Source organism: Lacticaseibacillus hegangensis (assembly GCF_003946465.1).
GTDB classification, from domain to species: Bacteria; Bacillota; Bacilli; order Lactobacillales; family Lactobacillaceae; genus Lacticaseibacillus; species Lacticaseibacillus hegangensis.
In genome coordinates, this window is record NZ_RHOL01000049.1 from 1 (window position 1) to 12,709 (window position 12,709).

Here is a 12,709-nt window from a genome sequence, read left to right on the forward strand (position 1 = left end):
CTACCACTATAAAGTAATAGAGGCGTACACAGACTCCGTCGAGTCTTGTGTACGCCTCTAAGCTTAGTAGATTTTGTGTGGGCAAAATCGGGTGGAACCGGTTTTTGATAGCGGTAACATCGCCTTAATGCTTGTCTGCAGCTGGCCTCATCCCCTAAGCTGAGAAGCGAAAGGAAGGGTGAATATGGGCGCTTGGTATGAGCACGCAATCATTTATCAGATCTACCCCAAGTCGTTTCAAGACAGCAACGGCGACGGCATCGGGGATTTGAAAGGCATCGAGAGTCGGATTCCCTACCTTCAGGCGCTTGGGATCAACACGGTGTGGCTGAATCCGCTGTTTGTATCGCCCCAAGTGGATAACGGGTACGACGTGGCCAATTACTACGCCATCGACAAACGGATGGGGACCATGGCGGACATGGAGGCGCTGATTGCGGCGTTTCATCGCGCAGGCATTCGCGTGCTGCTGGATTTTGTGCTTAATCACACGTCTGATCAGCACCCGTGGTTTCAGGACGCGATTCGCGACCCGCACAGCATTTACCGCGATTACTACATCTTTGACGGCAAAGACGGGCGGCGGCCGAATAACTGGGGCAGCTTTTTTGGCGGCTCGGTCTGGGAGCCGGACCCGGCAGGCACCGGGCAGTCCTATTTCCACTTGTTTGACAAGCGTATGCCGGACCTCAACTGGGCCAATCCCGAAGTTCGTCAGGCCATGGGCGACGTTGCTGAGTTTTGGCTGGCCAAGGGGATCGACGGGCTGCGGCTGGATGCGTTCATCCACATTGCCAAGGCCAATCTGCATCAGGATTTTCCGGCGGACAATGATGATCCGGTTGTCGCGGAGCCATTCTTCGCCAACCTGCCTCAGGTCCAAGAATGGCTCAGGCCGTTTTGCCAGCGGCTTCGCAGCGATTACCCCGATGTGTTTTTGCTGGGTGAGGCTTCATCTGCAGATCCGCATTTGGCGGTTGATTACACCGCGCCGCACAATGGCTTGATGGATTCGGTGATCACGTTTCGCTACTTCACGGATGACGAATCGCACCCGGATCCTCGGCTGCCCGCCGCGTTTCAGCCCAAGCCGCTGGATTTTGCCGCGTTCAAGCAGCACCAGCTCATTTGGCAGCAAACTTTGAGCCAGGTGGCGCCGCCGACGTTATGGTGGAGTAACCACGACTTGGCCCGGCTGCGCACGCGTATTGCGAAAAATGACACCCAGGCGCGGTCACTGGCGCTGCTCATGTATCTGCAGCGCGGCATTCCGGTGATTTACTACGGCGATGAACTGGGACTGCAGAATCTTGAATTTGATTCGGTCGCCGCCTTTCATGATCAAACAGTGGCCCCGTTTGTGGCGCAGGCAAAGGCGGCTGGCATGACCGAAGCTGCGGCCTTAAAGCTGGTGTCACAAACGCACAAGCTGCCTGCCCGAGGGCCCATGCCCTGGGACCAGACCGCACATCACGGCTTTTCGCCAGCCACACCTTGGCTGACCGGGCGCGCGGCAGAAGACACCAGCGTCGCTGAACAAGCCGGAAAGGCCGGAAGCATGCTCCAGTTTTATCAGCAGCTGATCACGTTGAAGAAGCGCCCGGTGTTTCAAGATGGCGATTATTTAATGCTGACGACATCGGCAGACCTGTACGTGTACCAGCGGACGCTGGGGGCTGCGCGCGCGCTCGTGGCGGTGGCGCTGAGCGGCCGTGCAGCCACAATGACACTGCCCAGCGGCGACTATCACTTAAGCTTAACTGCCGGTTCGGCAAAGCTGAACGGCAATCAATTGACGCTTGCCCCATATACGGGCGCGGTTCTAATCAATAATGAAGGAGATCAAGCATAATGAATACTGCAGCACTCCGGCACCGGCCGGAAAGTGAAGATTGCTACCTGTACACCAAGGGGTTGTTGACGTTGCACTTTCACACCGCCAAGGACGATGTGGCCAAGGTCACTTTAATCTATGGGGATCCCTACCTGACGGTGCTTGATCCGGCGACGAACAAGCCGGTTTGGCGGTACCAAACGCTGGCCATGCGCAAAATCGGGACGGGCCAAACTGAGGACTACTGGTCCGTTGATCTGCGGATGCCGTATTCGCGGTTGCAATATCAGTTTTTGGTTGAAGGCGCAGATGGGACCACGGTTCTGTATTCGGATCGGGGCCTGCGCGAGGATACCCCGGCCAACCGCACGGAAAATGTTTTTCGGATGCCCTACTTTCACGAGCTTGACCGGGTGAAGACCCCTGATTGGGCCAAGGAGACGGTTTGGTATCAGATTTTCCCTGAACGGTTTGCCAATGGGGATAAGCACAATGACCCGGCTGGCACCAAGCCATGGCGGCCGGCTGATCACCCGGGTCGCGAGGACTATTACGGCGGGGATCTCCAGGGGGTGCTTGACCACTTGGACGACCTGCAGGCGCTGGGGGTCAACGGGCTGTATTTTTGCCCGTTGTTCACGGCAGCTTCGAATCATAAGTACGACACCATTGATTACTTTGACATCGACCCGGACTTCGGCGACAAGGCGCTGTTTGCCAAGCTGGTTGCTGAGGCCCATAAGCGCGGGATGAAAGTGATGCTGGACGCCGTCTTTAACCACATTGGCGAGCGCAGCCTGCAGTGGCAGGACGTCCTGAAAAATGGTGAAAAGTCGCGGTTTGCTTCCTGGTTCCACATCAATTCTTATCCACTGACGCCTTTCAACGACCCTAACCAAGGAGCGAAAGCGCCGCAGTATGAGACCTTTGCCTTCGAGCCGCACATGCCCAAGCTCAACACTGCCAATCCGGAAGTGCAGGATTATCTGCTGAACGTGGCGACCTACTGGATCAAGACGTTCGACATCGACGCTTGGCGGCTGGACGTGGCCAACGAGGTCGATCACCACTTCTGGAAGCGGTTCTACCAGGCGACGCAACAGGCCAAGAAGGACTTTCTGATCATCGGCGAGGTGTGGCATTCCAGCCAGCCGTGGCTGAATGGGGATCAGTTCTCCGGGGTCATGAACTACGCCTACACCGAGCAAATCGAGGATCATTTTCTGACCCACAAGCTGGATGCCGAGAGCCTGGTCGCGCTGTTGACTGACCAGCTGATGATGTACCGGCCGCAAAATGATCAAGTGATGCTGAACATGCTGGATTCTCACGACACCGCGCGGCTTTTGACCGTGGCGCACGGGGATGAAGACCTGGCCATGCAGGCTTTGGCCTTCACCTTCACGCAAACCGGCATGCCGTGCATCTACTACGGCACAGAAATGGGCATGGCCGGTGAAAATGATCCCGACTGCCGGCGCCCAATGGACTGGTCCAAACTCAACGGGCCGGTTTGGCAGCGGGTTCATGCGCTGATCGCCTTTCGCCGGCAGTACGCCGAAACGCTCGGCACAGGCACGACCCGCCTGACCGTGACGCCGAGCGGGCTGATCAAAGTGGCCAGGAACGGTGGGGCGCACATCGAGGGGTACTTCAACACGACCGACCAGCCCGTTGCCTTGACCGTCGACGCGGCTTTGGCTCAGGCCTATCAGGACGGTCAGCTGGCACCTAAGGGGTTTGCGCTGGTGGTGTTGTGAGATCTTGATAGCGGTAACAGAATATTCGGCCTATTAAAAACGCTTTCACCACGAGATAATCAAGTTGTAAATCAGTGAACCGCCTCGGCGGTGCAATTGGGGATATAAATGATGAAACGGATTTTTGAAATTGACCCGTGGCTGGTTCAAAGCCACGAACTCCATCCGCAGGAAATGCGCCTGCAGGAAAGCTTAACGGCGATCGGCAATGGCTACATGGGGATGCGAGGTAATTTTGAAGAAGGCTACTCCGGCGACCACTTGCAGGGGACTTATCTAGGCGGCGTGTGGTTTCCAGACAAGACGCGCGTCGGCTGGTGGAAAAACGGTTACCCCCAATACTTTGGCAAGGCGATCAACGCGCCGAGCTTCATCGGCATTGGGATGCGTATTAATGGTGAAGCCGTCGATCTGGCGACTGGCAAGTTTCACGACTTCCGCATTGCCTTAGACATGCATCAAGGACTGCTGACGCGGACGTTCATTTACGAAGCCCAAGGCGCGACCGTTCAACTCACTTTTCGCCGCTTTTTGTCCAACGAAATTAAAGAAGCAGCCCTGATCGAAGTCCGCGCCCAAGTCCTCAGCGGCCACGCCACCATCGCCTTTGCTGCCACGCTTGACGGGAACGTCAGCAACGAAGACAGCAACTACGATGAGCGCTTCTGGCAGCCGGTTGCGGAAGATGCGCAGGCTCAAAGCATTCAGCTGATCACGAAGGCGAACCCTTACCAGGTGCCGCGCTTCACCGTGCTGCTGAAACAAGCACTGCGGGTCAACGGCCAGAATGCTCAAACCAGTAATGAAACAGCGAGTGGTCAAGCAACCGCCCATTTGACCGCCACACTTAATGCCGGCCAAAGTCTCACGGTAGAAAAAGACGTGATTGTGGTGACCAGCCGCGACGTGACCCCGGAAAAGCAGCCACAAATCGCAAGTGCCTTGATGACGCAGTTGCAAACTGCCTCATTTGATCAGCGCCTGGCCAGTCACACGGCCATCTGGGCCCGCCGGTGGGCGCAAAGCGACGTGGTGATCGACGGTGATGCGGCAGCTCAGCAAGGGATTCGCTTCAACATCGCGCAGCTGTTCATGACGTATTACGGCGAAGACAAGCGGCTGAATGTCGGCCCCAAGGGCTTCACCGGTGAGAAGTACGGCGGCGCGACGTATTGGGACACTGAAGCCTATGTCGTGCCGATGTATCTGGCGGTGACGCCGCCGGATGTGACCCGGGCGCTGCTGGAATACCGGCATGATCAGTTGGCCGGCGCTTACCACAACGCCCAGCAGCAAGGCCTTAAGGGGGCGCTGTTCCCCATGGTGACCTTCAACGGCATTGAGTGCCACAACGAATGGGAGATCACCTTCGAGGAGATTCATCGCAACGCGGCAGTCGCGTTTGCGATTTACCAGTACACTGCCTACACCGGCGACGAGAGTTACGTGAACCACGACGGGATGGAAGTGTTGGTCGGGATCAGTCGCTTCTGGGCCGATCGGGTCCACTTCTCAAAGCGCAAAGGCCAGTACATGATTCACGGCGTGACCGGCCCGAACGAATACGAAAACAACGTCAACAACAACTGGTACACCAATACGATGGCCGCCTGGGTGCTCGAGTACACGTTGGCTCGGCTGCCGAAGGCCGATTCGACGGTGGTCAAGGCCCTTGGTGTCACCGCCGAGGAGAAGGCGCACTGGCAGGACATCATCGATCGGATGTACTACCCGGTCGACAAGCAGCTCGGCATCTTCGTTCAAAACGATACCTTCCTGGACAAGGACCTGCAGCCGGCCAGCGCTATTCCAGAAGATCAGCGCCCCATCAATCAGCACTGGTCTTGGGATCACATCCTGCGCAGCCCCTACATCAAGCAGGCGGATGTTTTGCAAGGCATCTACTTCTTGAATGACCGCTTCACGCGGGCCCAAAAGGAGCGCAACTTCGATTTCTACGAGCCGCTCACGGTGCACGAAAGTTCACTGTCGGCTTCGATCCACGCCATTTTGGCGGCGGAGCTGGGCAAGCAGGAAAAGGCCGTTGAGTTGTACCGGCGGACCGCGCGGCTGGACCTTGACAATTACAATAACGACACGGCCGATGGGCTTCACATTACGTCCATGACCGGTTCGTGGCTCGCCATTGTCCAGGGCTTTGCGGGGATGCGGTACGACCACGATCAGTTGCGCTTCAAGCCGTTCTTGCCCAAGCAGTGGTCGCATTACAGTTTCAAGCTCAACTACCGCGGCCGGCTGCTGGCCGTCGACGTTGGCCAAAAAACGTTGGTCACGCTGCTGACTGGCGCCCCTCTCGACATTGAAGTCGATGGGCATACGGTTCATCTGGTGAAGGAGGCAACCCATGCTTAAGGGATTGTTGTTTGATCTTGATGGGGTGCTGACTGATTCCGCCAAGTATCACCTGCAGGCCTGGAACCAGCTGGCAACAGATCTCAATATTACGCTGCCGCCAGAGGCCAATCAGCAGCTGCGGGGGCGCTCACGGCTGGATTCATTGAATCTGGTTCTCAGTTACGGACACCAGGAGAATCGCTACACCAGCGCGCAAAAGGCTGCCTTCGCTAAGACCAAGAATCAGATGTATCTGCACCTGATCGAGGCGATGACCCCGGCAGACATTCTGCCCGGCATCAGTGACTTGCTCGCGGCAGCAAAGGCTGCACACCTCACGATGGTGATCGCCTCGGCCTCGCGCAACGCCCCGGTGATCTTAACCCGCCTCGGGCTGGCCGAGCAGTTTGACGGGATCGTGGATCCAGCCACCCTGCACCGCGGCAAGCCTGATCCTGAGATTTACGAACGGGCGCAAGCCTTAGCCAAACTGAACACCACAGAAGTTGCGGCGTTTGAAGATGCTGCGGTGGGCGTTTCGGCAATCAAAGCAGCCGGTCAGTTCGCCGTTGGGATCGGCGATCCGGCAGTGCTCTACCAGGCAGATTACATTGTGCCAAGTACGGCAGCGCTAAAGCTCGAGGATATTCAGCGTGCCTATACAACGTGGCTGGAAAGAAAGGAAGCATGAGGACAAATGGTTGAAATCGATCTGGACCACCTATATAAAAAATACGACGACGGCGAAAATTATGCAGTCGAGGATTTTGACCTTCACATCAAGGACAAAGAGTTCATCGTGTTTGTTGGCCCTTCTGGGTGTGGGAAATCCACGACCTTGCGCATGATTGCGGGGCTGGAGGACATCAGCAAAGGCGAGCTGAAAATCGCCGGCAAGGTCATGAATGACGTGGCACCCAAGGATCGCAACATCGCCATGGTCTTCCAAAACTACGCGCTGTACCCGCACATGACGGTATACGACAACATGGCCTTTGGGCTCAAGCTCCGGCACTACAAGAAAGCCGACATTGATGACCGGGTTCAAAATGCAGCAGGGATTCTGGGCCTCCAGCCGTTTCTTGACCGCAAACCGGCTGCGCTTTCCGGCGGCCAACGCCAGCGGGTCGCGCTTGGCCGGGCGATTGTGCGGGATGCGCCAATCTTTCTGATGGACGAGCCGCTTTCCAACCTGGATGCCAAGTTGCGGGTCTCGATGCGAGCCGAAATTGCTAAGCTTCACCAGCGCCTGAACACCACCACGATTTACGTCACCCATGATCAAACTGAGGCGATGACGATGGCGGACCGGGTGGTGGTTATGTCAGTGGGCCACGTTCAGCAAATTGGGACACCGGCTCAGGTATACGAGAATCCTCGCAACAAATTCGTCGCGGGCTTCATGGGCTCGCCGTCGATGAACTTCTTCAACATGACCTATCACAATGGCGTGGTTTCCGACGGTAAGCACGTGACCCTCAAGGTGCCGGAAGGCCGCGCGAAGATTTTGGACGATCAGGGCTATGACGGCAAGGAGTTGATCTTTGGGATTCGGCCTGAAGACATTCACTCCGAGCAGGCCTTCTTGGATACCTGGCCGGATGCCGTGATCGATTCGACAGTCACGGTTTCCGAACTGCTGGGCGCTACGGAGCAGCTTTACCTGAAAGTTGACGATACCGAATACATTGCCAACGTCAACGCTCGCGATTTCCACAGTCCTGGCGACGCAGTCAAAATGGGATTTGACGTCAACAAGGCCCACTTCTTTGACAAGGACACGGAGATGGCGATCACGAAGGACCCGGTGCCGTTAGAGGGCTAATGTGAGTTCGGCGTGCCGCGCCGGCGGACTGGGTGTCAACAGACACCGATTGGGTCGCGGCAGTCAGTTTTCTTGCAGGTGGCAAAACCGCCTGCATGTCGACCTTCGTTATTAATTTAGGTTTCATGTTCTTATAAAACATTTTTTGGGAGGAATAACATCATGAAATTATGGCAGAAATTTGCTTTAGGCAGCACTGCACTACTTTCAGCAACGGTTCTGGCTGCTTGCGGCAATTCTGGTTCCGGCTCCTCAAGCAGTAGTTCAGGCAAAAATGGCGTGTCCGGTTCGGTCAAGCTTTGGGTCGACAACACGCAGGTCAGCTCCTACAAGTCAATCGTGAAGGATTTCAACAAGAAGTACCCAGATGTGAAGGTCAAAGTGACCCAGAGTCCTAACGGGTCCTCGAACGCGAAGACTGATGTGGCTAAGGATCCTTCGAAGGCCGCAGACGTGTTTGAAGTGCCAAATGACCAACTGGGTCAAATGGCTTCTGCCGGCTACATCAACCCGCTTTCTCCAGATGCCACCAAGACCATCAAGCAGGATAACGTTGATAGCGCCGTTAAAGGCGTCACCTGGAAGAACAAGCTTTACGCCTTTCCGTTTGCGATGCAGGCACAGACCTTGTACTACAACAAGTCTAAGCTGAGCGCCGAAGACGTCAAAGACTGGGACACCATGACGGCGAAGAGCGTTGTGGCAACGGACTTCACGGTTCCTTATAACGTTTACCCGATCTTCCTGTCGGCCGGCACTTACATGTACGGGAAGAGCGGCGAGGATCTGAAGGGGACCAACGTCAACACCCAAGAAGGGGTCAACGCGATGGAATGGTACGCCGCGCAAAAGAACAACAAAGGCGTCATGCAGACCTCTAGCGTGCTCAACCAGCTCAAGTCTGGCAAGGCCGGTGCGATTCTCGACGGCCCTTGGGACGCTGTGAACATCAAGAAACTGTTGGGCAAGAACTTCGGCGTTGCGCCGTACCCAACCATCACGATTGGCGGCAAGAAAGTTCAAATGCAGGCCTTCCTGGGGATTGAAACCTTTGCGGTCAACTCTCACACTGCCACCAAGAACCAAAAAGCCGCAGCCACGCTGGCTCAGTACATTACCAACAAAGCATCGCAGCTGGTCATTTACAAAGATCAGGGTCAGATCCCAGTTGATAAGTCAGCCCAGCAGACTGCAACATTCAAGAAGAATCCAGTGGCTGTCGCCGTCAAGACGATGTCGCAGCCAGGTCACTCCACATTGATGCCGAAGATGCCTGAAATTGCGACGCTTTGGGATCAAGCCGCGCCACTGATCAACGGTGCTTACAGCGGTTCGATCAAGCCTGCCGACTACATGACGAAGCTGACTTCATTCCACAATGCCGTTTCTAAAGCCAACTAGGCGTTGAACGTTCTGATGGTTGAGCTTGACCAATCTTTGTACGTAAAGGAGAAGGTAGCGTATGTTCAGGAGAAAAAATAAACTCCCACCGGCAGCAACTTATCGGGAAGTCTGGCGCAAGGGCGATTGGACGACAAAGCTCTCATTCTTTGTCATGGGTGCATCGGCGCTGAAGAATCGCCAGTGGGTCAAAGGGGCAGCGTTCCTGATCACAGAAGTGGCCTTTCTGATTTGGCTGGTTTTCAGCGGCATTTCCTCGCTCAGCATGCTGAGCAACCTGGGGACGCTCAAGACCAAGAAGGTCGTTTTTGATCAGTCGCAAGGGGTCTATTTAACCAAGCTGCCGGACAATTCCGTTGTGATCCTACTTTTCGGGGTGCTGGCGGTGATCTTGCTGATCGCGATGGTGGGTCTGTACTGGGTCAACCTGCGTTCGACCCGGAAGTTATATGTGTTAAACCGGGACCACGGTCACATTGAAACCAACGGTGAGGAATTGGCGTCGTTGCTCGACGAGCGGCTGCACAGTGTCCTGCTGACGATCCCGATTATTGGGATCGTGGCGTTCACTATCCTGCCCACGGTGTATATGATCTCAATGGCGTTCACGAACTATGATTCCCACCATTCGATCGGCTTCTCCTGGACTGGGTTCCAAGCCTTTCACAACGTGCTTTCTGGTGATTTGGCCGGAACGTTTTTCCCCGTGCTCGGCTGGACTTTAATTTGGGCGGTGTGTGCGACGGCGACGACGTTCTTCTTCGGCGTCCTGCTGGCGATGCTGATCGAATCCAAGGGGATCAAGCACAAGGCCTTCTGGCGCACCATGTTCATCATTGTGTACGCGGTCCCGCAGTTTGTTTCCCTGCTGATGATGGCACAATTTCTTGACCTTCAGGGGCCACTGAACAACCTGCTGTTATCCTGGCACTGGATCGCCAAGCCAATCAACTTTATTGGGGCCTCTGCTAATCCGCTGGTGGCCCGGATCACGGTGATCGTCGTCAACATGTGGGTCGGGATTCCAGTTTCAATGCTGGTGTCCACGGCGATCATTCAGAACTTGCCGGAAGATCAGATCGAGGCGGCCCGGATGGACGGCGCTAACCCGTTCCAGGTCTTCAAGTCGATCACCTTCCCGCAGATCTTGTTCGTGATGGCACCATCGCTAATCCAGCAGTTCATTGGCAATATCAACAACTTCAACGTCATTTACCTGTTGACCGGGGGTTACCCGATGAATAACAACTACAGTGGGGCTGGTGATACCGATTTGCTGGTGACCTGGTTGTACAACTTGACCTTTGGCCAGACGCAGCGGTACAACGCTTCGGCGGTCTTAGGAATCCTGATCTTCATCATCAGTGCGGTATTCTCACTGTTTGCTTACCGGCGGACGAACGCTTTCAAGGAGGGCTGAGATCATGAAATCATACAAAGCACAGCGGCGCCTTTCGCTGAGCCTCCGTTACGTTCTGCTGGCCGTGTTGGTGGTCGTGTGGTTGTTTCCCATTGTTTGGATCATTTTGGCGAGTCTCTCGTACAACGATACCGGGTTCGTGTCGACCATTTGGCCCGAGAAATTCACGCTGAGTAATTACACGGGGATGCTGCTGAACAAGCAGTACCCGTTCCTGGACTGGATGCGTAACACACTGCTCGTGTCCACGGTGTCGATGATTTTATCGACCTTCATCACGATTTCCGTTGCCTACACCCTGTCGCGGCTTCGCTTCGCTTTTCGCAAGAAGTTCTTGCAGATCGCGTTGATTCTGGGGATGTTCCCTGGGTTCATGTCGATGATTGCCTTGTACTACATTCTAAAGAGCTTCAACATGCTGAACCTTGCGGGGCTGACGATGGTCTATGTCGGCGGTGCGGGACTTTCCTTCTACATCGCAAAAGGGTTCTTTGACACCATTCCGCGGTCGATCGATGAGGCCGCAGAGATGGATGGCGCGACCAGGTGGCAGGTTTTCCTGCATATTGGGCTGCCGCTGTCCAAGCCGATGATCGTTTACACGGCTTTGACCACGTTCATTGCCCCATGGGTCGACTTCATTTTCTCCGGGATCATCCTGTCTTCTTCGGGCAACCCGAAGAACTACACGATCGCGTACGGGCTTTATAACATGCTGCACAATGCCAAGGGCACCTCAACCACGTTCTTCACCCAGTTTATCGCCGGGTGTGTCATGATCGCGGTTCCAATCACCATTTTGTTCGTGATCATGCAGAAGTTCTATGTCAACGGGATCACTGCCGGGGCGGACAAAGGTTAATGGATCCAGCGTCGTTTAAGCGCTGGTGAGTGTCTGAACTCGGCTTCGGCCTCCAACCGGAAGGGATCTGACTGGTAACGGTCAGGTCCCTTTAGTTGTCCGGCCGCCGCGTGAGGCGCTGTCTGAGTTGGTGTAAAATGAGTAGTACAAATCAGTGGTGAATCTTCAGGAGGGTCGTCATGGTTACTTTGTCAGATGTCGCAAAACAGGCGAATGTGTCTAAAATGACTGTTTCGCGAGTGATCAATCATCCAGAGCAGGTGACGCCGGAATTGCGGTGTCTGGTCGAAGAGGCAATGACGGCGTTAAATTATCATCCCAACTCAGCAGCCAAGGCTCTGGCCAATAATCGCACGAACGTCATCAAAGTGGTGATCCTGGAAGACATTGATACAACGGAGCCGTATTACATGAGCCTGATTTTTGGTATTGCCAAGGGGCTGGATAAACAAGGCTATGCGCTTCAGCTGGTCACCGACCGAGCGCACCTCACTGGGGGAAACCGGGCCGATGGGTTCATCGTGACTGGTGAGCGGGCCAAGGATATTCCGCTGATCGAACAGCTGACCCAGCCGTTCGTCATTTTCGGTGAGAATCGTTACGGTTTTGATTACATCGACAGCGACAATAAGGCTGGTACGGCCTTGGCAACGAATTACGCCTTGGCCAAGAATTATCAATCGATCGTCTTCATCGGGCTGGACGTGAAAGAGTCCTTTGAGTACTCAAGAGAGGCGGGGTACATCAACACCCTCCAGCAACACCAAAAGATCCCGCAGATTTACCGGCTGGCGAATCACTCGCACGTGTCTCAGGCCTTTATCACCGATAACTGGCACAAGTTTGCGCCGGACACCTGCTTTATTTGCGCGTCTGATCGCATCGCGGTGGGCGTGGAGCGCGGCATTCTCGAAAACGGCGGCAACGTGCCCCGCGATTTTGGCATTATCGGGTTCGACGGGGTCTTTCTCGATCAGGTCGCGAACCCGCAACTGACCACGGTGAAGCAGCCGGTTCAGCAGCTGGGTGAGCTGCTGGCTCGCATGCTGCTGCAGAAATTGGCGCAAAGCGGCGCGCAACAGGGCGAGGTCCTGGTGACGCCAGAATTAGTTACACGTGGCAGCACGCGTGATTAATTAGTTTATCCGTAGCGGCGGTGGCCGTTACGGATTTTTTTATAGAGGCTTTAGCCGGGCTCGCGCGGAGACGCGCGAGGCTCAAAACCACCCGCTGTGCGGGTGGAGTCAAATGA

Annotated in this window: 8 protein-coding genes and 1 pseudogene; all 9 read left to right on the forward strand. The window is 55.3% G+C overall.

The window, feature by feature from the left end; translation table 11 throughout:
- The first annotated feature begins 184 nt into the window (after window positions 1-184).
- Complete coding sequence (locus EKM86_RS11665; RefSeq protein WP_125758221.1) at window positions 185-1,852, forward strand: alpha-glucosidase; 1,668 nt, start codon at window positions 185-187, stop codon at window positions 1,850-1,852.
- A complete protein-coding gene (locus EKM86_RS11670) occupies window positions 1,852-3,594 on the forward strand; it encodes a glycoside hydrolase family 13 protein (RefSeq protein ID WP_125758223.1) in 1,743 nt (580 codons plus the stop codon). Before EKM86_RS11665 ends, EKM86_RS11670 begins: the two co-directional genes overlap by 1 nt.
- Window positions 3,595-3,705: 111 nt before the next feature.
- A pseudogene (locus EKM86_RS11675) lies at window positions 3,706-5,999 on the forward strand (glycoside hydrolase family 65 protein).
- Window positions 5,960-6,640: a beta-phosphoglucomutase gene (gene pgmB, locus EKM86_RS11680; protein WP_125758225.1), complete on the forward strand. Its 681-nt coding sequence runs from the start codon at window positions 5,960-5,962 to the stop codon at window positions 6,638-6,640. The pseudogene EKM86_RS11675 and the gene pgmB overlap by 40 nt, the downstream one beginning before the upstream one ends.
- A gap of 6 nt (window positions 6,641-6,646) precedes the next feature.
- Window positions 6,647-7,774 (forward strand): ABC transporter ATP-binding protein, encoded by a 1,128-nt coding sequence (locus EKM86_RS11685; protein ID WP_125758226.1) that lies wholly within the window; start codon window positions 6,647-6,649, stop codon window positions 7,772-7,774.
- Window positions 7,775-7,936: 162 nt separating this feature from the next.
- Window positions 7,937-9,175 (forward strand): extracellular solute-binding protein, encoded by a 1,239-nt coding sequence (locus tag EKM86_RS11690; protein WP_125758227.1) that lies wholly within the window; start codon window positions 7,937-7,939, stop codon window positions 9,173-9,175.
- 61 nt (window positions 9,176-9,236) lie between these two features.
- Complete coding sequence (locus EKM86_RS11695; RefSeq protein ID WP_125758228.1) at window positions 9,237-10,595, forward strand: carbohydrate ABC transporter permease; 1,359 nt, start codon at window positions 9,237-9,239, stop codon at window positions 10,593-10,595.
- 4 nt (window positions 10,596-10,599) lie between these two features.
- Entirely contained in the window at window positions 10,600-11,457 is an 858-nt protein-coding gene (locus tag EKM86_RS11700; protein WP_125758230.1) for a sugar ABC transporter permease, read from the forward strand.
- A 179-nt stretch (window positions 11,458-11,636) separates the two neighbouring features.
- Complete coding sequence (locus tag EKM86_RS11705; protein WP_125758232.1) at window positions 11,637-12,593, forward strand: LacI family DNA-binding transcriptional regulator; 957 nt, start codon at window positions 11,637-11,639, stop codon at window positions 12,591-12,593.
- Window positions 12,594-12,709: the final 116 nt, after the last annotated feature.

What these genes read in the sequence shown, in the direction of transcription:
- EKM86_RS11700 (WP_125758230.1), top strand. Translation starts at nt 10,600, where the DNA reads ATGAAATCATACAAAGCACAGCGGCGCCTTTCGCTGAGCCTCCGTTAC.
- EKM86_RS11695 (WP_125758228.1), top strand. Translation starts at nt 9,237, where the DNA reads ATGTTCAGGAGAAAAAATAAACTCCCACCGGCAGCAACTTATCGGGAA.
- pgmB (WP_125758225.1), top strand. Translation starts at nt 5,960, where the DNA reads ATGCTTAAGGGATTGTTGTTTGATCTTGATGGGGTGCTGACTGATTCC.
- EKM86_RS11705 (WP_125758232.1), top strand. Translation starts at nt 11,637, where the DNA reads ATGGTTACTTTGTCAGATGTCGCAAAACAGGCGAATGTGTCTAAAATG.
- EKM86_RS11690 (WP_125758227.1), top strand. Translation starts at nt 7,937, where the DNA reads ATGAAATTATGGCAGAAATTTGCTTTAGGCAGCACTGCACTACTTTCA.
- EKM86_RS11665 (WP_125758221.1), top strand. Translation starts at nt 185, where the DNA reads ATGGGCGCTTGGTATGAGCACGCAATCATTTATCAGATCTACCCCAAG.
- EKM86_RS11670 (WP_125758223.1), top strand. Translation starts at nt 1,852, where the DNA reads ATGAATACTGCAGCACTCCGGCACCGGCCGGAAAGTGAAGATTGCTAC.
- EKM86_RS11685 (WP_125758226.1), top strand. Translation starts at nt 6,647, where the DNA reads ATGGTTGAAATCGATCTGGACCACCTATATAAAAAATACGACGACGGC.